The organism is Glycomyces terrestris, from assembly GCF_003933745.1.
Taxonomy (GTDB): domain Bacteria; phylum Actinomycetota; class Actinomycetes; order Mycobacteriales; family Micromonosporaceae; genus Glycomyces; species Glycomyces terrestris.
In genome coordinates this window covers 588,257-611,245 of record NZ_RSEB01000001.1, presented here as the reverse complement: position 1 = coordinate 611,245, position 22,989 = coordinate 588,257, and the positions used below count along the sequence as shown (strand labels likewise).

Here is a 22,989-nt window from a genome sequence, read left to right as displayed (position 1 = left end):
TTCGTTGAGTCCTTTGCGCGGGCGGCGTCAGACCTGAAGGCGTGTCGGGCGTGTGCGACTTGAACCGGATAGGCCCCGCAGTCCTGACGGACTGCTGTTGTGAAGCACCACATGCTTCCAGGATGATGACGCGACACCTCATTACCGTTTCCCTTCCTTCTCACCGGGGCTCGAAGGGATCGGGTCGGTTGGCGTCGGGATCGCGGCGATGCCTTCGCGATACGTCGGCATCGACGGGGACCAGCCCAGTTCGGCCTTGGCCTTGGCATTCGAGAGGCGGTAGGAGCCGGTCATGATGGCGTGCATGATCGGGATCGGCCGGAGCATCCAGCCGGGCAGCGGCTTCGGCGTCGGGGCGCCGAGGTGCGCGGCGGCGGTTCGGAAGAAGTCGCGCCATGGGGCGGGCTCGTCGTCGACGATGTTGTACGCCTCGCCTCCCCGGCCGTGTTCGAGGGCGGCGACGGTCGCAGAGGCGGCATCCTCGATGTGGATGAAGGAGATCGGGCCGCCCTTCACCGCAGGCAGCTTCCCCTGCTCGATCATTTCGATGACGGCATCGTCTGGGGCGCCGTAGAAGGCCCCGTAGCGCAAGGCGATGCCGTCGATGCCTTCGGCGGTGAAAGCCTGCTGCTCGGTGGAGCGCAGCGCGGCGATGTGCTCGTCGAACCGTCCGTACCCGCCCTGCCCGAAGGCGTCTTTCTCGGTGTGGACGTGCTCGCCGAGGTCGCCGTAGCCGTAGCCGAAGAGGTTCGACTGCGTCACGAAGCGTCGGGCGCCGACGGCGCGGGCGGCGGCGAGGAGGTTCGTGGTGCCCTCGATGCGCAGGCGGTTGGTCGCCGCCAGGTCGCGGTGCCGCATCGGCGCCTTCTTCAGCGCGGTGAGCTGGTGCATGACCGCGTCGGCCCGCATGCCGCGGACGGCTGCCAGCAGGCCCTCGCGATCGGTCGCGTCCCCGACCAGCTCGGTCGTGCCGGCGGGGGCGCCGCCGCGGCGTCGGGTCAGGGCGACGACCTCGTGTCCGGCGGCGAGGAGCGCCCGGGTGATGGGGGTGCCGATGGTGCCGGAGGCGCCGGCCAGGAGGACCCTCATGCGCTCCTCCTCCGCATCACCAGCACGAGTGCCACGATGCCGAGGAGCGTCGTGGCGCCCAGCAGCGGCACATCCGATCCGTGCCCCCCGAGGTGGCGGTCCGTGAAGTGCGACCAGGTGTGCAGGCCGCTGCCGGCGACGAATCCGATGAGGGCTGCACCGAGGGCGTCGTTCCAGAGCAGCGCGGCGAGCAGCCCGAAGCCGATGCCGATCTGGAAGGCGCCCGCGTCGTGCGTGAGGTGCTCGTTATAGGGCGCGTAGTTGACGTATTCGATGAAGCTGACGGGCGCGAAGAACGCCCAGACGCCGAAGACCAGCATGCTCGCGGCGCACAGCAACGTGATGACGATGACCGGGATCGACCTCGGCGGCCCGGCGGCGTTTCGTCCGGCGCTCAATGTGACTCCTCTTGGAACTTCGATGTGAATGGGAGCCGACCCGCATATCGCGACCGCTGATGTACGGGTTGGCGTGATCCACTGTGAAGTCCATGGAGTCCCGTCGGCAATGGCGAAACGCTCAATACGCTTTTCAGCGCGAGTGAACAGCCTGATATTCGACGGTCGGTGTTCAGCAGGGCTCAAAGTGTGTTTCGCATGTCTGCAACACGATGGCCCGAGAGGTTGCTCAGGCGTCCTGCTGCCGGGGCCAGTCGAGTGTGATGGGCCCTTGGGCTTCGGCGACGCGCGCGAAGTCCCGGATGAGCTCGGTTTCGCGAGCGGCCGACCAGACCAGCGCCGATTGGACGACCGGTTCGCCGTCCAGCGGCACATAGGTGATGCCGGGATGCTGGTTGTACTGCGCGAACTGCGCGATGATCGGTCCGATGCCCTCGCCGGCCATGACCAGCGCAATGCCGGCTTGAAGGCTCTCGACGAGATGCGTGCGCTCGATGGGCCGCCCGGACGGGCTTCGCCGCGGCACGAAGTGGTCGATCCAGTAGTCGTCGGGGTCGCCCGCGGCCACCACCACCGGGTTGTCGGCGAAGTCTTCGTAGCTGCCGTGACCCCGCTCGGCGATGGGGTGCCCCTCGGGCACGGCCAGCAGCAGGCGCTCGCGCAGGACCACCGGCCCCACGACGATGCCCTCCTCGCGAATGGGCAGGGGCACGGCGATGACATCGGCGCGGTCCTCGCGCAGCGGCCGCAGATGGTCGCTGATCTCGGACTCCAGTACGAGGCGGATCGCGGCGCCGGGCTGGCGCGCCTGGAATCGCCGGGCGAGTTCAACCAGATGCCGTCCGTTGGCGGTGCCGAGGAACCCCAGGCGCAGCTCCCCGCTTATGCCCTTGGCGTCCCGGATGGTCTGCTGGATGATTCGCTCGATGGCCTCGTGCGCCGGCGCCAGGTCGCTCTGGAATTTCCGGCCGAGTTCTGTCAAGGCCACTCCGTGCGTGTTCCGCACGAACAGCGCCGCGCCGATCTGCCGTTCGATCTTTTGGATCAGCTGGGTCACCCGGGCCGGGGAGATCCGCAGGCGTTTGGCGGTGCGGCCGAAGTGCAGCTCCTCGCACAGCGCGAGGAACGTCTCGATCTCCTGACGCTCCACGGCAGCCCACCCTCTGGTATTCAATCACGGCAAACAGCCGCTCAATCTGTCTGAACACCGAGTATGAACGACCCTCGGTACCCCTGTAGCACCAGGGACGGTCCGTGGGGAAGGTCTCGGATCGACCGAGCCGTCGGTGGTCGCCGCATCAGATGCGGTCACGGATGCGAAGGCCCGGTCACGTCCGCAGGCAGCGGTAGACGGCGTCGACGAGTTCGTTGACCCGGAGGTCGTTGCCTTCCAGTAGTTCGGAGCCGCGGTTGGGGGTATACCCGAACGCGAGGCCGCTGCCCGGATCGGCGAACGCGAACGACCCGGTCGCTCCACCGTGGCCGAAGCTCCCGGCAGGCACGCGGCGGGGGACGAACGGACCACCGGGCACCATGAACCCCAGGCCCCAATCGGTGCGGATGTTCAGCACCCGGTCCCGGCCGGTGCTGTATACCGTCCCCGCCTGCCGGACGAGCTCGGCACCGAGGAGGCGCATGCCGTCGACTTCGCCGATGGTGGCGGCGAACAGCTTCGCGAGGCCGACCGCGCTCGCCGTGCCGTCGGTCGAGGGGGCTTCGACCTGGGAGAACTTGGGGTCGCTCGCCGATTCCCATCCGATCTGGAAGCTTCCGTACATCGCCCGGTACGTGAGCGAGGTCGGGTCGGCGAGACCCTCGTACAGGCCTCGGAGCGCGGGGACCTGGTTGCCCAGCATTACCGCTTCGCTCGCGGCGGGCACCACCAGCGAGGCCAGACGCGGCAGCTCGCTTTCGGGCAGTCCGATGTAGCAGTCGAGGCCCAGGGGCTCAGCGATCGCGGAGGCGAAATAGCGGCCGACGGTGACACCGGTGACCGCCTTGACGACCGCGCTGAGGAGGTGCCCGAACGTGACCCCGTGATACCCGTGCGCCTCGCCGGGGGCCCACTGCGGACGAGCGGAGGCTATCGCGTCGAAGACAGGCGTCCCTTCGGCAAGTGCCTCGTAGGTCACCGGCGCGTGTTCGAGCGAGACGACGCCGGAGCGGTGGGTGAGCACCATGCGCAGGGTGATGTCCTGCTTGCCCTCGGCGAACGCCGGCCAGTAGTCGGCGATCGCTCGGTCGAGGTCCAGGTCCCCGCGGTCGGCCAGGTGCAGGACGCTGATCGTGGCCATGGCCTTGGTGGTCGAGGCGATGCCGGTGACGGTGTCGCGCCGCCACGCCCGGTCAGTTTCGGGATCGGCCCGGCCGCCCCACAGGTCGACGACCGGCTGGCCGCGGTGCAGCACCGCGACCGCCGCGCCGACCTCTTTGCGGTCGGTGAAATTGCGCTCGAAGCACTCGCGTACCGGTTCGAACCCTGCCGCAGTCGTGCCTTCGATCGTCGCGTGCGTCATGCCTTGGCCTCCATCTGTAGCCTACCGTCCGGTCGGTAGCCTAGCCTACCGCCCGGTCGGTAGTCAATGGGGTAGCATGTTCTGCGTCGACGGCGGAAGGGAGCTGCATTGGCGGGCAGAGGGGACACTGCGGTCACGCGGGAACGGATCTTGGAAGTCGCACGCGAGCAGTTTGCGACGAACACCTACCGTGCCTCGTCGATGCGCGAGATCGCGGCCGAGCTCGGCATCGCGAAACCCTCGCTGTATCACCATTTCAGCAGCAAGGCAGCGATCCTCGAGCAACTGGTGGCCGCACCGATCGACGCGCTCGGCGCAGCTGTGGACGCCGCCGCAGCCGAGCCCGACAGCGACGAGGCACGCCGCCGCCTCCTGCGTGACTGCATCGCAGCGATGGTCACCCACCAGGACGTCATGCGCCTGCTCCTGCGCGATGCTTCGATCTACAACGACGACTCGACGCGGATCGTCGGCACGGTCGTCGGTACCGTCGACCGTGCGGTCGCGATCCTCGCCGGACCTGATGCCGACTGGCGCCGTCGACTTCGCGCCGCGCAGGCGTTCGCGGCCGCCACCGATCCGGTCGGCCACTTCTCCGACGCCCCGGGCGAGGAGTTCCGCGAGGCCCTCTACCAAGGGGCCGCTGCACTCCTGGACCTCGACTGACCCACGGCATCGCTGGAAGAATCGGCCGGCCGCGTCGACGTGCAGACGCAGTCCTCGCCGACGGCGGCTACTGCTGTCGAACCGGTACTACCCGGGCCTGGTCGTGCACAAGGGCGAGGAGTTCCCGGGCGACACGAGCCCTGATCGAACCCGAGTTGTTCGACCGCGTGCAGGTTGTGATCGCCGAACAGGTCTGGGCGGGCCACTCCGCGCCGCGCGGACGGCACCGGAGGCGAGACTCGGCGCCATCGAGGAGCGCCCCGACTTCCCCGACGCCGCCCGGCGACTCCGGACCCTCGCGGACCTGCTCACCGGACTGCTCAACCCGACCTGCTTTATCAGGCTCTACCTCGACAGCGGCGAGGACCGCATTCCCGACGTCGCCGGAGAGGAGTTCAGCCCGGCCACGAAATCCTTCATGGACCACCTCAGAGGGAGCGATCCGAACCGGGGAGCGCAGCAGGCGGGTTCGAGGGCAATAACCAGCACATCAGGCAACGCCCCCATCAAGCCGGGGTCGAAGAAGACCTTCACCTCAGCCCATCGCAGATCGCTCACCCCCCATCCTGGGACCGCACCGGTCTCCGCCGCAACGAAATACCGCCGCCGTGCCAGATACCGGCCGAGCGCGAATCGACGAGCGGGGCGTCACCTGGTGGAGCATGGTGGCGGCGAGGGGCATGCGGCTGTCGGCACCATTCGGTTAGGTTCGCGTGGTGACCCCGACCCACCGGCCGACCGGTGCCGAACTCGGCATCGCAGCGGCCGAAGCCCTTGCCCGGAGCGGACACCAGAGGATCGCTCCAGGACTCACCGATGCCGAGTTCGAGCGCATCGAAGCCGAATGCGGCTTCGAATTCAGCGACGACCACCGCGCGTTCCTCTCCGTCGGACTGCCGCTCGACGACGCCACCGAACGACCGCGCCCAGGTTGGCCTTGGTGGATCGACTGGCGGGCCGGTGACCCCGAGATCCTCCAGGCGAGGGTCGGGTGGCCCGTCGAAGGCGTGCTCTTCGACGTCAGCATGAACGAATTCTGGTACGACGACTGGGGACCGCGGCCGGCTGCGATGAGCGAGGCCCTGGCGCTGGCGACGGAACGCCCCGCCGCCGCGCCGCGCATGGTGCCGGTGTGCGGTCACCGCTGCCTCCCGGCGGGCCGCGGGACCTGGGGGCATCCGGTCCTGTCGATGTACCAGACCGACATCATCGTCTACGGCGCGGATCTTCTCGCCTTCATCGAGGGGGAGAAGATCGACGACACCGGATACGCGGACGCGATCGACCGGTCCCCAGACTTCTGGCGCGATCTCATCGGCTAGCCCGGCCTCCGGGGCGAGCGGCGGACCTCCCCGCCGACTCCTTCCATGAGAGACCGGCCGCGCGACCCGCCCCCTCGCACATAACATGCCTGGGCCGCAGCCACGCCGAGCTGGCGCAAGCCGCCGTCGATCAGGAGTGCCTGCGGCTCTGGCGGAACTTCCACGACCTACTCGGTCATAGCCTCTCGGCGATCGCGAGTCGCCGCGGTTGAGTTCGGCGGCGACGCTGATGTCGTCCTCCATCGCGAGCAGAGCCACCGGTGCACCGCGGATCATGTGGATGCCCCCTCGGCGATCAACACCTCGATCATCGCCCCAGCGTCCCGGTCCTGACCAGGGCATTCACACGGATGTCGCGGCGCTCGCGATGACATTCGTCATCGGAAACCGACGACTGCTGCATCTGCCGCCCGTGGCCGCGGCAATGTGACCGTACTCGTATGGCGGAACAGTGACCTCGATCCGAGGCTCTCGCCCTGATGACACCCGCCCTTGACGAATCTTTGCTGGCGGCCGCTGAAAAGCAGGCGCCGACCCAGTCTTCATTACGACGACGCCCGCCGAGGCGCCCAGAACCCAGGAGTACGACCGATGACCACCACCGCACCCGAAACGAAACCGGCGGCGCCGCGCCGCCGAACCGTCCACCCCCGGCTGGCGTTGGCGCTGTTGGCGTTGCCGTCGATGCTGATCGCGATCGACATCAGCGTGCTGGGTGTGGCGCTGCCGCAGATGGCCGCCGACCTGCACCCCTCCGCGACCGAGCTGCTGTGGATGAACGACATCTACGGCTTCATGGTCGGAGGCACCATGATCACCATGGGCGCGGTCGGCGACCGGATCGGGCGCCGCCGCCTCATCGTCATCTGCTCCGCGATCTTCGCGGTCGCCTCGGCGCTCGCCGCGTTCGCCGGCGAGCCGTGGATGGTCATCGCCACCCGCGCGGTCATGGGCGTCGCCGGCGCCGCGATCATGCCCGCCTCCATGGCCCTCATCGGCCGCCTCTTCCCCGACCCCAAGCGCGCCGTCGCCGCCATGGGCGCCTACATGACCTGCTTCCTCACCGGCATGGCCGCCGCCCCGCTCATCGGCGGCCTCATGATGTCCCAATGGTGGTGGGGCTCGGTGTTCCTCCTCGGTGTTCCCGTCATGGTCCTGACCCTGGTCCTGGCCCCGCGCCTGCTGCCCGAGTACCGCGCGAGCGCGGCCGGGCGCATCGACGTCCTCTCCGCGGCCCTGAGCCTGGCCGCGATCCTGCTCCTCGTCGCCGCCCTCAAACTCCTCGTCAACGACGGCTGGTCCTGGCAGCCCGCCGCGGCCGCGGCCACGGGGCTGGTGCTCGGATGGGTGTTCGTGCGCCGCCAGCGGGCCTTGGACGACCCGCTGGTCGACCTCACGCTCCTGCGCCGCCCCGGCGTCGCCCGCGCCATGTGGATCCTGTTCCTGACCGCGCTGCTCATGGGCGGCACCTCGCTGTACTGGGCGTTCTACCTCCAAGACGCCCAAGGACTCTCCCCCCTGCACGCGGCCCTGTGGCTGCTGCCCTCGACCGTGGCGATGATGGCCGCCTCCAACCTCGGCCCCTGGCTCGGTCAGCGGTACGCGCCCTCCCGGGTCGTCCTCGCCAGCCTCGCGGTGATGGCGGCCGGGTTCGCCTCCTACGCGCTCGTGTCCACCGGCCGGGCCGGCATCGCCGCCATGGTGTGCGGCAGCGTGCTCACCACCGCCGGCATCGGCGCCGCGTTCCCGTTCCTGATGAACGAGGTCATCTCGCGGGCACCGGAGGAGCGGGCCGGATCGGCGGCCTCGTTCGTGCAGACGGCCAACGAGATCGGCATCGCGACCGGCCTGGTCGTCCTCGGCAGCATCGGCACCCTCGTCTACCGCACCGAGATGGCCGCGAGTGGCGGAGACGGCTCCTGGGTCGACGGATTCCGCCGGGCCGCCGAACTCGATGACTCCGCGCTGCTCCGCCAGGTGCAGGACGCCTTCACCACCGGCTTCCGCACCATCGCACTCGTCGGGGTGGCGATCATGGTGATCGTCCTGGTCCTCCAGACCGTCCGGCGCCGTGTCGCCGACGATCCGTCCACGTCGGACACCGGTGCCTAGGCAGTCATGTCGACGACAGTGACGGTCGAAACCCCGCAGGTAGCGACAGCGGGGGATTCGGGCAGATGGCCGGTCCGGGCCGTCTTCTTCCTCAACGGGCTGGTGTGCGCGAGCTACATCGTCTCGCTCCCGGCGCTCAAGTCGGTGCACGGGTTGAACGACGGCAGGATCGGGCTGGTCAGCCTGGTGTTCGCTCTCGCCGCGCTGGTGGCGATGCAGGCCGCCGGAAGGCTCGTGGCGGTCTTCGGCTCCGGCATGGTGCTGCGGTGCTCGCTGCTGGCGATGCCGCCGCTGCTGGTGGTCCTGGGCGTGGTGCCGGGGTTCGGCGGCCTGATCGCCGCGGTTGCGGTCTTCGGTCTGGTCCACGGCACCACGGACGCGGCGATGAACGCCCACGCCGTGGGTGTGGAGCGTCGCGGCGGGCGCCGGGTGGTCAACAGCTGCCACGCCGCATGGAGCGCCAGCGCAGTCGTCGCGTCCCTCGCGATGGGCGCGACGGCTGCGGCGGGTTGGGACCTCGCCGTGCGATCCGCATCGGTCGCCCTCGTCGCCCTCGCCGGCGGGCTGTTCATGATGCGACATCTGTCGACAGCGCGCTCTGAGGTCCGCGTGCCCGCCTCGGACGCCGCCGCACCTCGTCAACGGGCGGGGTGGACCAGGCGCATGGTCGTCCTCGGCGTGACGGCGACGGTGCTCATGGTGTGCGAGGGCGGTGTTCTCGGTTGGGGCGGCGTGCTCCTGCACGACGCTCGCGGCGTCTCCCTCGCGCTCAGCGCGGGGGCGGTCACCGGCTACGCGCTCGGGCAGACCGTCGGTCGTGCCTTCGGCGACACGGCGGCGACCCGCTGGGGCGCCCGGCCGGTCTTCACCGTCGGCGGCGCGCTCGGCATCGCCGGCCTCTCGATCGGTATCGGGACGAGCGAACCGCTCGTCGCCGTCGCGGGCTTCGCCATCGGCGGGCTGGGGATGTCGGTGCTGATGCCGCTGCTGTTCAGCGAAGTCGGCCGCGCTGCCGCCGACGACGCCGCGGCCGGGGCCCTCGTCGCGCGATTCACCAGTTTCATCTATATCGGTGTCTTGCTGGGGCCGGCGCTCATCGGCTCCGCGGCCGACCTCGTCGGGCTCTCCTCGACCATGGCCGCGCTCGTTCCGCTGCTCGCCGCCGCGACCGCGGTCACGATCGGGTTCTCACTGCGGCGCCGATGAGGCCCAGCCTGTCGCCTCAGCGCAGGCTTCCGGGCGGCCATCACACCGGCGCCAGTCGGCTCAAGGGAGGCGCGACGACGCAGGAGGTTGAAGCCGACGACGCCGTACCAGACGAACCCGATGAACGAGGTGCTGGCCGTGCTTCCCCAACCGTTGGCCGCGTGGAGGTTCGCCGGGCTCATGCCGAAGTAGAGCAGGGGCACAAAGACCACATTGGCTGCGGCCAGCAGGTACCCGGTCATCATGACCCAGTGGGGCAGCCGCAGGCACGACGCGGCGATGGCGACGGCGACGGCCGCGCCCGCGATGAGGATCCGCGCGAAGGGCCCGTGCACGAGCACCGTCCCCGCCGAGAGCGGACCGTCGATCGTGAGGTCGAGCGCGCCGTCCAGCGTATAGAGCGGCGCGCCCACCTCCATGGAGAGCGCGACCAGGTCCATCACCGCGTAGACCGTGCCGGCGCAGGGCAGGACCAGGCCGAAGTCGTTCTGCTCCTTGCCGGCGAGACGGACGAGTCGGCGCAGGCCGATGACGAATCCGACGGGGGCCAGGAGCATGGGGACCGCGACAAGCGCGCGGGTGAGCACGGTCCAGGTCGGAGGGGGTCCGCTGTAGACGAAGTAGGCCAGCGCGATGCCCAGCGCCAGCACCCCGGTCATGAGACCGCAGGCGCCGGTGAGCCGGCGAAGGACGTGAGTGTTCACAAGCGATCCTTCAACGAGTCGAGACGTATCGTCTTGTCAGCATAAGGCGATCGAAACCGAGGAGTCAAGACGATACGTCTCGTCTTCCAAAGACGTGACGGAACGGTCCGTCTCGTATGTTCGCTATGATCGCTCCATGACCTCGGCGAATCCACAACGACGCAGCGAGCGGGCCCGCACCGCCATCCTCAAGGCGGTCCTTGAGGCGTGCAGCGAGCAGGGCTACGGCAGCATGACGATGGAAGGCATCGCGAAGCGCGCCGGCGTCGGCAAGCAGACCATCTACCGGTGGTGGCCCTCCAAGGGGGCCGTCTTGCAGGAGGCGCTCAACGGAATGATTGGCGCTGAGACCGACTTTCCCGACACCGGCGACATCGCGGCCGACCTCCGAACCCAGATGACCAGGGTGGTAGCACTGCTCGAGGGCGAGATCGGCACCTATGTCTCCGGGCTCATCGCGGCCGCGCAGGCCGAGCCGGAGTTGGCCGAGACGATGGTGGCCAACATCTTCGGACCGCGGGTGGAGGCGTGCCGCCAGCGGCTGGAACGCGCGGTAAGGCAGGGCCAGATCCGCTCCGACGCCGATCTCGTCGGGATCGCCGAGCTGCTGTACGCGCCTTTGTATTACCGGATGCTCCTGCGCACCAGGCCGGTCAGCACGGAGCAGGTCGGACAGATCCTCGAACTCGTCTTCTCCGGGATCGCTCCGACGGGGAGCAGGGAGGTCGCTGCGGCCCGGCCGGAGCGACCCGGTGAGTGAACCCCGGTGCCTACTCCCGTGGACGGGGCCGGCAGGTCTTTAGGTCGGTCGCAGCAGCGCGTTGCTCGCGATTCGCGCGATGCGGTCGAGTTCATCCTGGGTGGGGCGCCCTCGTGGGCCTGCTGGGCCAGGCCGCTGAGGACCGCCATGACGTAACCCGCCGGCCCCTCCGCGTCGGACGCCCGTCACCACCGTCGCGTCCGAGCACCGGCGGAGCGGCACCGAGCGGATGAGAATCCTCCAAGCTATTGACCGCTTGGTCAATAACAGGGGTAGTGTTGACCGCATGGTCAACAACATGTCCGTCGACCGCGCCGGTGCGCTGCACCGCGCGGTCGGCGTCTACGCAGCAGTGTCCCTCGCGACGGTGGCGGCTCTGGCGGTCATGGCCGCGACGGCCCCGCGTCTGGCAACTCCGGAAGCATGGGGGCACGGGGCCATCGCCGGGGTCTTCGCGATCCTCCTGGTCCTGAGAGCACGCGCCGCTCGCAAGAGCAGCGCCCGCGGCCTGGGGGCGGTCGCCGTCATCGCGGGCGTCCTCACCGCGGTGAACCTCGTCGAGGCCGCGATTCCGGGCGCGTTCCCGTCCTGGATGCGCGTCGAGATGCTCGCTGTCGCCGCCCTGACGCTGCTCATCGCGGCGCTGGCGATCCGCGCCCGCCGGGCCCGGTGACCGGGGCGCCGCAGGGCCCGCGCCGGCGCCTCGACGAGGACCGGCGACGGGCCCAGATCATCACGGCCGCAGTCGAGGAGGTGGCCGCGAGCGGCTACGAGGGGGCGACGCTGACTCGGGTCGCCGCGCGCGCGGGCGTCTCCAAGGGCCTGCTGTGGCACTACTTCACCGGCAAGGACGACCTGATGGCCGCGACCGCCGAGTCGACGCTGCGCCGGATCACCGACGCGGTCGCCGCGGGGCTCGACCTCGCCGCGCCCGTCCCCGACGTCATCCGCGCCGCGCTCCGCCGGGCCGCCGACCTGAGCGCCACGACGGAGCTGATCGCCCTCGACCGCATCGTGCACAACCTCCGCGGACCCGACGGCGCGCCCCGGTTGACGCTCGACGCCTACGAGGAGGTCTACGCAGGGCAGGAGACGCTGTTCCGGCGCGGGCAGGCCGAGGGCAGCCTCCGCGGGTTCGACACCCGCGTCATGGCCGTCACCTACCAGGGGGCCGTCGACATGATGATCGCGTACCTCACCGCCCATCCCGAGGCCGACCGGCACGCCTACGCGGACGCACTCGCCGAGATCCTGCTCAGCGGCATCGCCCGCGCATGAGCGCCGGGCGGCGGTCCCGGTGCAGCGCCGGCCGCGGGATCAGCCGCGTTCGGCGGGGACCTCGACCCGCAGCCGGAACAGTCCGTGCCCGGTGTCCACGACGGTCCTGCCCCCGACCGCGGCCGCCCGCGCGGCGAGGCCCGCCAGTCCCGTCCCGCCGACGGCGGCCGGGGACGCGGCTCCGTCGTTCACGATCTCCAACACCGCCCTCCCCGCCTCGCGCCGCAGCTCGATCGAGCAGGTGGTCGCACGCGCATGCCGCACCAGGTTCACGGCCCCTTCCCTGACGGCCCAGGCGAGCACCACTTCGGCGTCCGCCGCGAGCGGCGGATCGAGGTCGGGGACGTCCGACAGGGTCTCCACCCCGGCGGCGGCGAGCAGTTCCGCCGCGGCGGCGACCTCGTTGGACAGGACCGTCGGGTGCTCGTCGCGGGTGACCTCGTCGAGATCGAGGAGGGCGGTCCGGGCCACCTCCCCGATGCCCGCCGCCTCCCGCGCGGCCGCGCCGGGGTCGGCGGGAAGCAGCCGCAGCGCGAGGTCGCCCTTGAGCGCGATCGCCGAGAGGCTGTGGCCGAGCAGGTCGTGGAGGTCCCGCGACAGCCGCAGCCGCTCCCGTGCCGCTGCGGCCCGCGCCAGCGCCGCACGGGTGCGGTACAGCTCCTTGACGAGGGGCACGAGCCTGACGGCGCCGTAGAGCGCGCACACGAACACCGTCATGATGACCAGGTAGTAGACGAGTTCGAGGGCCATGACCCTCGCGCCGAACTCGCGGCTCCCGAAGTAGGCGTACAAGACCAGGCCCGCCGCGAGCGGAGCCCCGAAGCCGAGGGTCCACCGCCACACCCCGGGCAGCAGCAGCATCGCGGACACCATCGCCGGCCCCTGCGCGCTGCCCCAGTCGGGACCGAACCACCAGAAGCCCGCGTAGGCCGCGGCGAGCTGCACGGCCGCGGTGAGCGGCATCAGCGCGGGCCGCTCGCAGCGGGCGGCGGCCCGGATGTGGCGCAGATGCAGGACGGTCGTGAAGAGCGCCAGCACGACCGCGGTCGTCTTCGCGGGCGACGAGTGTTCGCGGATGCCGTCGGTCACGACCAGGATCGGGGCTTGGGCGAGCATCGGCAGGTGGATCGCCAGCATGAGCCGGGGAGCCCAGCGGACGGCCGAGGAGGGGTTGGCGAAGGCGTTCACGGCCGGCCTCCCTCGACCGTGACCTCGAGCTGCAACCGCTCGTCGGTCCGGGCGACGGTGAGCCGGCAGGACACGGCGTCCTCGCTTTGGAGCAGGCGGTCGACGGCCCGGTGGAGGTCGCGCGCCAGTCGCCGCGCCTCCCGGCCCCGGTCGGGCAGCTCGCCGCCGGCGACCTCCAGGCTCGCGTGGACGCCGACCGCCGAGAGCAGCGCGAGGGCCGCGTCCAGCTCGCCGACCAGCGACACCGGCCGGAACCCGCGCACGAGTCGGCGGGACTCGGCGATCGTCCGGCGGGCGCCGCCGGTCAACCGGTCCAGTTCCGCTGCAGCCGATTCCGGATCGACGTGGACGAGGCGTGCGATGCGCGGCCCGTCCTCGGTCGCGCGCCGGAGCCACGCGCCGACCGTCCGGGCCAGCTCGGCATCGATCAGGGCCCGCTCCCGCCGCACGGCATCGGCCGCGAGGGCCTCGCGCGCGGCCCGCAGACGGTGCAGCGCGCTCGCGAACCACGTCGGCACCAGGGCCACCGCGGTGCGCTCCAAGAGCACGACCACCGTCCACGCGGGACTCGGGTCCGACGTCAGGGCGTACTCGACCGGCACGGACGCGATCGCGACCGCGCAGCAGACGGCGGCCGCCCATCGCGGGGACAGGACGACCGCGGCCGCGGCGATGACATTGACCAGCGCCCAGATCCAGGTCTCACCCACCAGCGGCAGGCCCGCGGCGATGACGACCGAGACGGCGGCCAGTGTCCGCAAGCGGTGCCGCGGACGCCGTGCATGCGCGGCGCACCAGAGCAGGTAGCAGTGCGGTGGCAGGTACAGGGCGCTCAGAGCGACCGCCGCCACCGTCGCCGGCGCTCCGGAGTACGCCCCGGTCACCGCGACCACGCCGACCGCCTGGCCTACGGCCACCAGCAGCGGCGCGACCTCGACGATCCGCATCGCGCGGTCCGGGTCGGCCTTCGCGTGCACCGGCTCACCTCCCAACTGGACTCAGACCGGCTCGGCCGCGCCCTGCTCGGACTCGTCGACGATGCGCGTCGCGGCGCACTTGCCGACGAAGGCGTCGGCCGCGTCGGCCGAGTCGCCGTGGTCGTCGACGAGGTGGATCTGGTTCGTCATGGTCGGCTCGGTTCACTGCCAGACCGGCCCGGATCCCGAATCACGCGGTCATCGCGAGGACGAGCGCCGCAGCGGCGTCGGCGCCGTCGGTGCGGATCATCGGGCCGAGCGCCGCGGCACGCGTCCGCGTCTCGGCGGCGAGCGCGATCCCCAGCGAGGCGGTGAGGGTCTCGGCCGTGAGCGGTCCGCCGTGGAGGGCGCCGATGCCGAGCTCGGCGACACGGCCGCCCCAGTACGGCTGGTCGACGATCTGCGGCACGACCACCTGCGGTGTGCCCGAACGGGTCGCGGTGTGCGTGGTTCCGGCGCCGCCGTGGTGGACGATCGCGGCGACCCGCGGGAACAGCGCCTGCTGGTTGACTTCGTCCACGACGAAGCAGTCGTCGGCGTCGTCGATCGGGGCCAGCCCGGCCCAGCCTCGCGACAGCACCGCGCGGCGACCGTGGGCGCGGACCGACTCGACCACGGCGCGGGCCGCGTCCTCGGCGTCGCGGACCGGGATGCTGCCGAACCCGATGTGCACCGGCGCCTCGGCCGCGTCGAGGAACCGCTCCAGGTCGGCGGGGAGCGGGCGCTCGTCGGGGAGCATCCAGGCGCCGGTCTGGACGACCTCGACGAGGTCGGTCGGCTCCCAGGGGCTGAGCACCGGATCGGTGGCGAGCCAGCGGCGATCGGTCAGCGTGTGCGTCCGCACGTCGTCCGTCGGCGGCAGCCCGATCGACTCGCGGTAGGCGTTCACCGGTTCACCGAACATCGCCTGCATCTTCCGCTTGTCCCACTCCCACAGCTCGCGGTTGTCGCTCACGTCCTCGGGAAGGGGCCACCCCGGCATCGGGAAGGGCCGCTGGAGGGGCGAGGGCAGCGTCCTGGGCTGGAGCGCGGCGCTGGCGAACGGGAGGCCGTAGCGTTCGGCGACGGCCTGGGCGGCGGCGACGACGGGGAACAGGCCGGTCGCGACGATCGCGTCGCAGCCCTGCTCGGCCACGGCGGTGAACGCGGGTCCGTGGGAGGCGAGGATCTCGCGGACGTGCTGGTGGATGCTGGGGCCGGTGCCCTTGGCGATGGACTGGACCATCTCGCGGATCGGCGCGTCGACCGGCAGGTGCCGCGCGCCGGCCCGGGCGGCCAGGCCGGCGAACTCGGCGTCCGGCGGCGCGGCGATCGTGACCTCCGCGTCCTCGGCGATCAGCCGGGCGGCGAGCCCGGCGAGCGGTTCGACGTCCCCGCGGGACCCGCGGGAGGCGAGCAGTACGTGCATTCGGCGTCTCCTCAGTTGGAGCGAACTCGACTGCCGCCGATTCTGCCCCAGGTCAGAACCCATATCAGGCCCCCGGTGAAGGTGGCCCCGCACTCGGGGTGATAGAAAATGAAGGTGGCGGGATGTAGTGCGACTCCCAGCTTCACGCCGATTCACCGCCGATGACATCGGCACCGGACATTCCTTCCGTCAGCGGACGGCAGTGCGAAGCCCGACCCGGCGCCCGTCTCCCGGTTCTGATGCCTCTCCTCGCGGGACTTTGCGCCCGCTTCCTCGACCTCGGCGCCCCGAAGACACGCCTGCCTGGTCGCCCGCGATCGCCGGCCCGACTCCGGGCGAGCGCCCGGCCGATGACAGTTGTCATCACGGACTCACGACGTTTGCCCCTACCGCCTCCGCATCGCCGGTGCGATCGTGGACGGGAGCACACAAGGAGATTCCCGTGAAGTACCTGCTGACCATCAACATGCACCAAGGCCTCTGGGACGGACTGTCCGAAGAGGAGCACAATTCCGTCTACGCCGCCCACGAGCGCTTCCTTGCCGCCACGACCGAGTCCGGCGAGTTCATCTGCACCAAGGCGTTCGACAGCCCCGCCGCGAGCCACACCGTCCGCATCCGAGAGGACGCCACCGAGGTCGCGACCGGGCTGGCCTCCGATTCCGAGACCTTCCTCTGCGGTTACTACCTCGTCGAGTGCGCGAGCATCGATCGCGCGATCGAACTCGCCGCCCTCGTCCCCGAAGCCCGGCACACCGCAGTCGAAGTGCGCCCGATCATCCACGAGCAGGGCAAGGAATAACTCGCTCGGGCCCGCCGGCGACCGCCGCCGCACTCAGCGGCGCGCCGGGGGCCCCGCACGAGTTCCCAACCGGCACAACACCACCGCTTCCTCTCCCCTAAACGACAGGTCCCCCATGTTCCGAAAACGCACCGCCGCTCTCCTCGTCCTGCCGCTGGCCGCGGCCGGCTGCTCCTGGTTCGCGCCCGAGGAGGAGGACCTCGACTTCGCCGAGTACGAGCAGCAGCTCACCGAGTCCTACAACGAGAGCGTGCGCCTCTCGGCCGAGCTCGACGCCGCCGAGGCCCGGATCGTGCAGGAGTGCCTGGAGGCCCAGGGCTTCACCCTGCACGCCACGCTCGAACTGGAGGGCGTGCCGGACGAGGGCGAGCGCGAGACCTTTCTGGATGCGGCGCCGTTCGAGGAGTTCCTGCCCACTGTGGAGCAGGCCCAGCGGCGCGGCTTCTGGCAGTGGACCCAGGTCGGCGACCCCGAATCGGTCGAGGACGGCGATGCGCTGGCCGCCGAGTGGGAGGAGTACCGGGCCCAGACCGGCCAGATCATGGTCACCGGCCAGGACTTGGCCGAAGGGGACCCGTTCTACGACCTCTCCTACGAGGAGCAGTGGGACTGGTACGTCGCCTACGGCGGTGAACCCTGGGCCGAGTGGGCGCACCCCGAACTCATCGGCGTCGAGGTCGAGGAGGGCGGTGTCCGCGACGGCGGGGACCCGCCCCCGGTCGAGGGGTGCCGGCTCCAGATGCTCGAAGCCGTCTACGGCGAGCTCGACGAAGGCGACGACGGGACCTCGATCCGCCCCGAGCAGCCGTTCGGGGACTGGATCCTCATGAACGAGCGATACGCCGAGGACACCGCGGACGCCGAGGGTGCGCTCCTGGACTGCTTGGAAGGCCGCGGCATGCCCGGTTGGGAGTTCTTCGACGGCAAGCTCCTCGTCTACGAGTACCTCTTCTCCGCCGGCGAAGGAGACTCCCCGATCCACTCCTACAGCGATGCCGGAACGCCCTGGCCCGACCCGCCGAGCGACGTCCCCGGCCCGGACGACGTGCAGGGATGGCTCGACTTCGAGCGGGCGCTGGCGGTCGACTTCGCCGAGTGCGGCGACGAGTCGGGCTACCGCGGGGCCGCCGTCCACGCCTGGCAACAGGCGCAGCTGCGCTACTACCTCGAGATCGAGGACGAGGTCTTCGCTTGGCACGAAGAGATGCGCGAGCTCATCACGAAGGCCCAGAACGTCATCGAGGGCTGAGCTCCCGTGCGGCCGCTCAGAGCCAGCCGGCTTGGCGTGAGATGCGGATCGCGTCGATGCGGTTGTTCGCGCCGATCTTCGCGATCGCGTTCGACAGGTAGTTCCTCACGGTGGCCGGCGAGAGCGACAGTCGCTTCGCCGCGCCGTCGGTGGACAGGCCCTCCTCCAGGGCCCGCAGCACGTCGGCCTCACGTGCGGTCAGCGGGCTGCTGCCGGTCTCGATGGCAGCGGCGACCAGATCGGGGTCGACGACCCGCTCCCCGCGGTGGACGCGGCGAATGCTCTCAGCGAGCGTCGCGGCGGGGGCGTCCTTGATGAGGAACCCGCGCACGTGAGCTTGGAGCGCGCGAAGGAGGTGCCCGGGCTGGCTGAGGCCCGTCAGCACCAGCGTCCGGCATTCAGGTAGGCGCTCATGCAGCAGGGCGGCGGCGGCCAGGCCGTCCATGCCGGGCAGGTCGATGTCGATCACCGCGACGTCCGGACCCGCCTGCACCGCCTCGTCAAGGACGCGGTCGCCGCGGTCCAGCTCGGCGACGACCTCGATGTCGTCCTCCATCGCCAGCAGCGCCACCAGCGCGCCTCGGATCATGTGCATGTCCTCGGCGATCAACACCTTGATCATCGGACCAGTATCCGGGGTCCCGCCACCGCAGTCGTCCGGAGGAGACGGGTTCGCGGGAGACGCCTGGTGTTCCGGTCGCCGGAGCGGGAGCTCCGGCGCATCGCCCCGGCCTCGCGCGTTAGGACGGCCCTCGCGGGCCCCTCAGTGTTCGCTGCCGAAGAACCGTAGCAACAGCGGGCCGACGATCTGCGGGTCGACGACGTGATCCGGCCCCTCGAGGGTCTCCCGTTGAGCGTGGGGTAGGAGGTCTGCGAGCTCGTCGGCTGCGCGGTCGAAGAAGTCCGAGGGCAGGCCTGCCATGTAGGGGACCGTGATCGGTCCTCCGGTGGTGACCAGGACCGGTTGGGTGACCGTTGCCAGTCGATCGGCCGGCAACTGGTAGCGGTTGAGGAAGACGCTGTCATGGACCAGCGTGGGCGCGAGGGCGACCGAATCCGCCCAATGCGCCGTCTGCTTGCCTGCCGCTTTCCTGGCCGCGATGTTGTCGTCGGAGGCGCCGGTCATGCGCATGAACAGTTCGAGAACCTGCTCGTTTCGCCCGGCGTCGAAGGCGCGTCGGGTGTCCGCGACGTACTCCTCGAATCGCGGGCGTATGTCGTCCCCGACCGCATAGGGCACCTCCCACACGGCGATCGTGTCGATGGCTGACCCGGCCGCGGCCGCTTCCAGCGCCAGAGCGCCACCAGAGGACGCCCCGAACAGGTGTGCCGAGCCGCCCGCCTCCGCGATCAACGCATCCAGGTCCTCGATCTCCCTTTCCACGGCATAGGGCTCGGTGAAGCCGCTCGCGCCGCGTCCCCGACGGGCGTAGTTGTAAACCGTGAAGTGCTCGGCGAGAGCAGGTATCAAGGGAGCGTTCTCGGCTCCGTCGTCCTGTGCGCCGCCCACCAGGATGACAGCCGGGCCGCTTCCCTTCCGGTCGTAGGCGATGGTGGTGCCATCGTTTGATGTCACGCGAAAGGCCATCTCGTTCATCTCACATCTCCGTTCGAGAGGTTTGTCTCAGCGCCTGAGCAGCGTGCTGACGACGGCCTCGGTGCGCGACCACCGCGCCCTCGCGATCACGGCCGCCACGACGAGAAGGGCGAGCGCCAGCCACGGGCTCTGCTCGAGCACGAACTGATCGGTGATGACAGCACCGGTCAGCAATGCCGCCAACCCGAGACCGGCCAGGCCCGCCAGGGCCGGGATCAGAAGTCCAACCCCTCCCGCGACCTCCAGCGCTCCGACCAGGTACCGGAGCCATTGGCCAGCCCCGATGTCGGCGAACATGTCCACCATGACCGGGTCGCCGGCGAGCTTCGAGATTCCGCCGCCGACGATGACCGCCGCCAGCACGACTTGCAGAATCCAGACCCCGATGCTGGTCGCCCGCCCGGGCGTGTGCGCAACGGTTTCCGAGTTGTTCTTGGGGATGGTGCTCATTCGGCTCTCCTTGTCGTGTTCGGGCCTGGTACCGGCGATGGCGCGGGCCGGGTTGTCGGAGTTGATTTCGACCAAGTGCTCCCGGTAGCGGAACCTATTTCTTGTTGCGGTAGAGGACCATGGTGATGGGACCGAAGACCGCGACGAGCAGTGCGGACGAGACGAGCACCCAGCCGATTTCCCCGGCGGGCACCGAGCCGTGCATCAGGCCGCGTACCACGGTCGCCAGGTGGGTGATCGGGTTGACCTCGACGACCCCCTGCAACCACCCGGGCATCGTCTTCGGGTCCACGAAGATGTTGCTCACGAACGTCAGCGGGAACATCACCATCAAGCTGACCCCCGCCACCGAGTTCGGCGTGCGCAGGATCAGACTGAGCATCGTCCACAGCCACGACAGGCAGAACGAGAACACCAGCAGCAGCACCACCGAGAGCACCACCCCGACGGCGCCACCCTCCGGCCGGAACCCCAGGACCAGTCCGAGCATGATGACGATCGCCGACCCGATCGAGTAGCGCACCAGATCGCCGAGCAGGGCGCCGACCAGCGGCGACGGTCGCCACACCGGAAGTGACCTGAACCTGTCGAACACCCCCTTCTGGATGTCGGTGTTCAGCGTTATGCCGGTGTTCATGGTGATCATGACGTTCGCCTGCACCAGGATGCCGGGCAGCAGGAACTGCAGGTACTCCTGTGTCGACCCGGCGAGCGCGCCACCGAACAGGTAGGTGAACATCAGCGTGAACATGATCGGGAACATGGTCACGTCGACGAGCTGCTCCGGGACGTGTTTGATCTTCAGCAAAGCGCGCCAGCCGAATGTCAGCGAGGTGAGCAGCGGACCGGGGCGAGCCGGCCGCTCGCCGGCCAGCACACGGCGCAGCGCGTCCTCGGGGACCGGCGCCGACGCCGGTTCTGCGGTCGTGGCATTCATGCGGCATCCTCCTCGGGCGTCTCCTCGGCGGCGTGTCCGGTCAGGGTGAGGAACACCTCGTCCAGGCTCGGCTGACCGAGCGCGAACTCGGTGACGTCGATGCCGCTGCGGGACAGCTCGGCGAGGGAGCGGGCGACCCGCTCGGGGTCGGAGATCCTTGCGGACAGCGCGGCCGGGTCGGCGGAGGGCTCGGCCGGCACCTCGAGGACGCCGGCGAGGACCCGTTCGGCCTCGGCCCGCTGCTCGGGCGCACGGAGCCGTACGTGCAGCGAGCCGGCGCCGACCGATGCCTTGAGCTGGCCGCTCGAGCCCTCGGCGATCACCTTCCCGTGGTCGATCACCGCTATCCGGTCGGCCAGCTGGTCGGCCTCGTCGAGGTACTGCGTGGTCAGCAACACGGTCGTGCCCTCGGCGACCATGCCCCTGACGAACTCCCAGACCTGGTTCCTGCTGCGCGGGTCGAGCCCGGTCGTGGGCTCGTCGAGGAAGATCAGTTCGGGGGTGACGACCAGGCTTGCCGCGATGTCGATGCGCCGGCGCATCCCGCCGGAGTACTTCTTCACCTGCCGGTCGGCCGCCTCGGCAAGACCGAACGCGTCGAGCAGGTCGGTCGCCCGCTCCCTGCCTCGGCGGCGTGAGTAGCCGAGCAGCCTGGCGAGCAGCAACAGGTTCTCCACCCCGGTGAGGTCCTCGTCGACCGACGCGAACTGCCCGGTGAGGCCCACCCTGCTCCGCACCGCCCGGGCGTCACGCACGACGTCGTAGCCGAGCACTTGCGCCTCCCCGGCGTCGGGGCGCAGGAGCGTGGCCAGCATGCGGATCGTGGTGGTCTTGCCCGCCCCGTTCGGACCGAGCACGCCGTACACGCCCCCGACGCTCACGGCCAGGTCCACACCGGCGACCGCGTGGGTGGTGCCGAAGCTCTTCTTCAACCCTCTCGTCTCGATCGCGAACGTCCCCACGGGTTCGATTCCTTCCCTCGGTGTTGCGAACGGATTGGCGCGACTAGTCAAGTTTGATTACTCGGCCAGACTACACGAGGAGGAACCGTCTAGTCAAGTTTGATTAGAAGCGCATCTGGAGGGGATCGGGGGCCGTTCGCCACGAACCCGGATCATCGGCCATGGTGTAGGCGCCCTCAGATAGTCGCTTGCTCAGGCGCTTCGCCCACTCCAGTTCGGTGCGTGCATGTCCCGCCCATAGTTCGGCCTGATCGCGGACGTGCTCGGGGATGTCCCGATCGGGGTGCTCCCGCCACTTGGCCTGATGTACGAGCTCCGCTTCCAGGCGCGCGACCCGCTCGTTGATGTGCGCGATGGCATCTGCCCTGGTCAGCATGGGCAACATGGCGATGGACGCGTCGAGCATGGTGGGGTCGTGGGTGCGCCGCAGACCGTCGCGGACCAGTTCGACTATCTCGTCACGTCCCTGAGCTGTCACGCGGTACAGCACGCGCTCCGGCCCGGAATTCCCCGGCTCGGCGTGTTCGGTGAGGAGGCCATCAGCCGCCGCCTTCTTCAGCGCGTGATAAATCGAGCCGGGCTTGATCTTGGCCCAAATCTCCGCACGCCAGTTCTGCAGTTCGGACCGCACCTGGTAGCCGTGAGCGCCGCCGGAGAGGTGCACGATACCGAGTACCAGGAGCTTCGTCGCCGACATGCGCTCGCCTCCGCTCAATCCGCTCGGACTCGCTCCGCTTGCGCGCCCGCCATGGTGGTGTCAACTCCCACCAACACTAGGGTGCCCTCCTGGTCCGGGTGGTGTCAGCACTGACCTACCCCGCGAGCGGGACCTTCACCGAGGCGACCCAGCGACTCCGGACCCTCGCGGACCTGCTCACCGCCCCGAAGCGCCTGTACAACGCCGCGTCCGAGGAGCACAGGAGACGGCTCAACCAGACCTGCTTCACCAGGCTCTACCTCGACAGCGGCGAGGACCGCATTCCCTACGTCGCCGGAGAGGAGTTCAGCCCGGCCACGAAACCGTTCATGGACCACCTCAGAGGGAGCGATCCGAAACCGGGGAGTGCGGCAGGCGGGTTCGAGGGCAAAAAAAGTGCCACTAGTTGTACTAGTGGCATCAGGGTGGTCGATACTGGGATCGAACCAGTGACCCCTCGCGTGTGAAGCGAGTGCTCTCCCGCTGAGCTAATCGACCGGGACGAGGCATAACTGTACCGGAGTCCCTCCCGGTGGGCGGCGGTGGGGGGCCGGGGGTTGCGGGGGTCACGCGGGGCGGTCGGGGCGGTGGTCGGCGGGTGGTGGGGGCGGGTGCTTGACAGGGCTTGCCGAGGTTGATAGGTTTCGATGCGTTAAATCGTTTCAATTGGG

At 69.9% G+C, this 22,989-nt stretch carries 23 protein-coding genes and 1 tRNA gene; 9 read left to right on the top strand and 15 right to left on the bottom strand.

Annotation, left to right across the window (positions count from 1 at the left end; genetic code table 11):
- Positions 1–141 precede the first annotated feature (141 nt).
- The 4 genes from EIW28_RS02870 to EIW28_RS02855 all read right to left on the bottom strand — a co-directional run bounded on the left by EIW28_RS02870 (position 142) and on the right by EIW28_RS02855 (position 4,003).
- Complete coding sequence (locus EIW28_RS02870) at positions 142–1,089, bottom strand: NAD-dependent epimerase/dehydratase family protein (protein ID WP_125246196.1); 948 nt, start codon at positions 1,087–1,089, stop codon at positions 142–144.
- Entirely contained in the window at positions 1,086–1,487 is a 402-nt protein-coding gene (locus EIW28_RS02865) for a hypothetical protein (RefSeq protein WP_125246195.1), read from the bottom strand. Before EIW28_RS02865 ends, EIW28_RS02870 begins: the two co-directional genes overlap by 4 nt.
- A 229-nt stretch (positions 1,488–1,716) precedes the next feature.
- A complete protein-coding gene (locus EIW28_RS02860; RefSeq protein WP_158630268.1) occupies positions 1,717–2,637 on the bottom strand; it encodes a LysR family transcriptional regulator in 921 nt (306 codons plus the stop codon).
- Positions 2,638–2,815: 178 nt separating this feature from the next.
- Positions 2,816–4,003 (bottom strand): serine hydrolase domain-containing protein, encoded by a 1,188-nt coding sequence (locus EIW28_RS02855; RefSeq protein ID WP_125246193.1) that lies wholly within the window; start codon positions 4,001–4,003, stop codon positions 2,816–2,818.
- Positions 4,004–4,153: 150 nt separating this feature from the next.
- Between EIW28_RS02855 and EIW28_RS02850 the strand changes: the two genes are divergently transcribed.
- From EIW28_RS02850 to EIW28_RS02820, 7 genes are all read left to right on the top strand, one after another.
- Positions 4,154–4,669, top strand: coding sequence for a TetR/AcrR family transcriptional regulator (locus EIW28_RS02850; RefSeq protein ID WP_158630267.1), 516 nt, complete (start codon positions 4,154–4,156; stop codon positions 4,667–4,669).
- Between the two features lie 716 nt (positions 4,670–5,385).
- Complete coding sequence (locus EIW28_RS02840) at positions 5,386–5,991, top strand: hypothetical protein (RefSeq protein WP_125246190.1); 606 nt, start codon at positions 5,386–5,388, stop codon at positions 5,989–5,991.
- Between the two features lie 591 nt (positions 5,992–6,582).
- A complete protein-coding gene (locus tag EIW28_RS02835) occupies positions 6,583–8,103 on the top strand; it encodes an MFS transporter (RefSeq protein ID WP_125246189.1) in 1,521 nt (506 codons plus the stop codon).
- 6 nt (positions 8,104–8,109) lie between these two features.
- On the top strand, positions 8,110–9,309 hold the full coding sequence (locus tag EIW28_RS02830) for an MFS transporter (protein ID WP_125246188.1): 1,200 nt from the start codon (positions 8,110–8,112) through the stop codon (positions 9,307–9,309).
- An 840-nt stretch (positions 9,310–10,149) separates the two neighbouring features.
- Entirely contained in the window at positions 10,150–10,773 is a 624-nt protein-coding gene (locus EIW28_RS02825; protein WP_125246187.1) for a TetR/AcrR family transcriptional regulator, read from the top strand.
- Positions 10,774–11,059: 286 nt separating this feature from the next.
- Positions 11,060–11,446 carry a hypothetical protein gene (locus EIW28_RS24065; RefSeq protein WP_158630266.1) on the top strand — a complete coding sequence of 129 codons (387 nt, stop codon included), beginning with the start codon at positions 11,060–11,062 and terminating at the stop codon, positions 11,444–11,446.
- The gene (locus EIW28_RS02820; protein WP_158630265.1) at positions 11,443–12,051 is read left to right on the top strand and encodes a TetR/AcrR family transcriptional regulator; all 609 of its coding nucleotides are present in this window, start codon (positions 11,443–11,445) and stop codon (positions 12,049–12,051) included. Before EIW28_RS24065 ends, EIW28_RS02820 begins: the two co-directional genes overlap by 4 nt.
- 39 nt (positions 12,052–12,090) lie before the next feature.
- Here EIW28_RS02820 and EIW28_RS02815 read toward each other — a convergent pair whose 3' ends face one another.
- The 4 genes from EIW28_RS02815 to EIW28_RS02805 are packed head-to-tail and all read right to left on the bottom strand — an operon-like array spanning position 12,091 to position 15,624.
- Positions 12,091–13,239 carry a sensor histidine kinase gene (locus EIW28_RS02815; RefSeq protein ID WP_125246185.1) on the bottom strand — a complete coding sequence of 383 codons (1,149 nt, stop codon included), beginning with the start codon at positions 13,237–13,239 and terminating at the stop codon, positions 12,091–12,093.
- Positions 13,236–14,216 (bottom strand): sensor histidine kinase, encoded by a 981-nt coding sequence (locus tag EIW28_RS02810; protein WP_125246184.1) that lies wholly within the window; start codon positions 14,214–14,216, stop codon positions 13,236–13,238. The genes EIW28_RS02815 and EIW28_RS02810 overlap by 4 nt, the downstream gene beginning before the upstream one ends.
- Before the next feature lie 21 nt (positions 14,217–14,237).
- Positions 14,238–14,366, bottom strand: coding sequence for a hypothetical protein (locus tag EIW28_RS25325; RefSeq protein ID WP_269462588.1), 129 nt, complete (start codon positions 14,364–14,366; stop codon positions 14,238–14,240).
- A gap of 40 nt (positions 14,367–14,406) precedes the next feature.
- Positions 14,407–15,624: a glycosyltransferase gene (locus tag EIW28_RS02805; RefSeq protein ID WP_125246183.1), complete on the bottom strand. Its 1,218-nt coding sequence runs from the start codon at positions 15,622–15,624 to the stop codon at positions 14,407–14,409.
- Positions 15,625–16,066: 442 nt separating this feature from the next.
- Here EIW28_RS02805 and EIW28_RS02800 point away from each other — a divergent pair, with 442 nt between their 5' ends.
- Together EIW28_RS02800 and EIW28_RS02795 are read left to right on the top strand one after the other, a co-directional pair.
- A complete protein-coding gene (locus EIW28_RS02800) occupies positions 16,067–16,426 on the top strand; it encodes a YciI family protein (RefSeq protein ID WP_125246182.1) in 360 nt (119 codons plus the stop codon).
- A gap of 115 nt (positions 16,427–16,541) precedes the next feature.
- A complete protein-coding gene (locus tag EIW28_RS02795; protein ID WP_125246181.1) occupies positions 16,542–17,675 on the top strand; it encodes a hypothetical protein in 1,134 nt (377 codons plus the stop codon).
- Between the two features lie 16 nt (positions 17,676–17,691).
- Here EIW28_RS02795 and EIW28_RS02790 read toward each other — a convergent pair whose 3' ends face one another.
- From EIW28_RS02790 to EIW28_RS02760, 7 genes are all read right to left on the bottom strand, one after another.
- Positions 17,692–18,297, bottom strand: a complete 606-nt coding sequence (locus EIW28_RS02790) for a response regulator transcription factor (RefSeq protein ID WP_125246180.1) — start codon at positions 18,295–18,297, stop codon at positions 17,692–17,694.
- 141 nt (positions 18,298–18,438) lie between these two features.
- Positions 18,439–19,272 carry an alpha/beta fold hydrolase gene (locus EIW28_RS02785; protein ID WP_125246179.1) on the bottom strand — a complete coding sequence of 278 codons (834 nt, stop codon included), beginning with the start codon at positions 19,270–19,272 and terminating at the stop codon, positions 18,439–18,441.
- A gap of 27 nt (positions 19,273–19,299) precedes the next feature.
- Positions 19,300–19,722: a DoxX family protein gene (locus EIW28_RS02780; protein WP_125246178.1), complete on the bottom strand. Its 423-nt coding sequence runs from the start codon at positions 19,720–19,722 to the stop codon at positions 19,300–19,302.
- Between the two features lie 94 nt (positions 19,723–19,816).
- Complete coding sequence (locus EIW28_RS02775; RefSeq protein ID WP_125246177.1) at positions 19,817–20,659, bottom strand: ABC transporter permease; 843 nt, start codon at positions 20,657–20,659, stop codon at positions 19,817–19,819.
- Positions 20,656–21,621, bottom strand: a complete 966-nt coding sequence (locus EIW28_RS02770) for an ATP-binding cassette domain-containing protein (RefSeq protein WP_125246176.1) — start codon at positions 21,619–21,621, stop codon at positions 20,656–20,658. Before EIW28_RS02770 ends, EIW28_RS02775 begins: the two co-directional genes overlap by 4 nt.
- 103 nt (positions 21,622–21,724) lie before the next feature.
- Positions 21,725–22,318, bottom strand: a complete 594-nt coding sequence (locus EIW28_RS02765) for a PadR family transcriptional regulator (protein WP_125246175.1) — start codon at positions 22,316–22,318, stop codon at positions 21,725–21,727.
- A gap of 426 nt (positions 22,319–22,744) precedes the next feature.
- Positions 22,745–22,816 (bottom strand) — tRNA-Val (locus tag EIW28_RS02760).
- Positions 22,817–22,989: the final 173 nt, after the last annotated feature.

Excerpts from the sequence above, each read along its gene's own strand:
- EIW28_RS02870 (WP_125246196.1), bottom strand. The coding sequence starts at position 1,089 with ATGAGGGTCCTCCTGGCCGGCGCCTCCGGCACCATCGGCACCCCCATC.
- EIW28_RS02855 (WP_125246193.1), bottom strand. The coding sequence starts at position 4,003 with ATGACGCACGCGACGATCGAAGGCACGACTGCGGCAGGGTTCGAACCG.
- EIW28_RS02835 (WP_125246189.1), top strand. The coding sequence starts at position 6,583 with ATGACCACCACCGCACCCGAAACGAAACCGGCGGCGCCGCGCCGCCGA.
- EIW28_RS02830 (WP_125246188.1), top strand. The coding sequence starts at position 8,110 with ATGTCGACGACAGTGACGGTCGAAACCCCGCAGGTAGCGACAGCGGGG.
- EIW28_RS02825 (WP_125246187.1), top strand. The coding sequence starts at position 10,150 with ATGACCTCGGCGAATCCACAACGACGCAGCGAGCGGGCCCGCACCGCC.
- EIW28_RS24065 (WP_158630266.1), top strand. The coding sequence starts at position 11,060 with ATGGTCAACAACATGTCCGTCGACCGCGCCGGTGCGCTGCACCGCGCG.
- EIW28_RS25325 (WP_269462588.1), bottom strand. The coding sequence starts at position 14,366 with ATGACGAACCAGATCCACCTCGTCGACGACCACGGCGACTCGGCCGAC.
- EIW28_RS02805 (WP_125246183.1), bottom strand. The coding sequence starts at position 15,624 with ATGCACGTACTGCTCGCCTCCCGCGGGTCCCGCGGGGACGTCGAACCG.
- EIW28_RS02795 (WP_125246181.1), top strand. The coding sequence starts at position 16,542 with ATGTTCCGAAAACGCACCGCCGCTCTCCTCGTCCTGCCGCTGGCCGCG.
- EIW28_RS02790 (WP_125246180.1), bottom strand. The coding sequence starts at position 18,297 with ATGATCAAGGTGTTGATCGCCGAGGACATGCACATGATCCGAGGCGCG.
- EIW28_RS02785 (WP_125246179.1), bottom strand. The coding sequence starts at position 19,272 with ATGAACGAGATGGCCTTTCGCGTGACATCAAACGATGGCACCACCATC.
- EIW28_RS02780 (WP_125246178.1), bottom strand. The coding sequence starts at position 19,722 with ATGAGCACCATCCCCAAGAACAACTCGGAAACCGTTGCGCACACGCCC.
- EIW28_RS02775 (WP_125246177.1), bottom strand. The coding sequence starts at position 20,659 with ATGAATGCCACGACCGCAGAACCGGCGTCGGCGCCGGTCCCCGAGGAC.
- EIW28_RS02765 (WP_125246175.1), bottom strand. The coding sequence starts at position 22,318 with ATGTCGGCGACGAAGCTCCTGGTACTCGGTATCGTGCACCTCTCCGGC.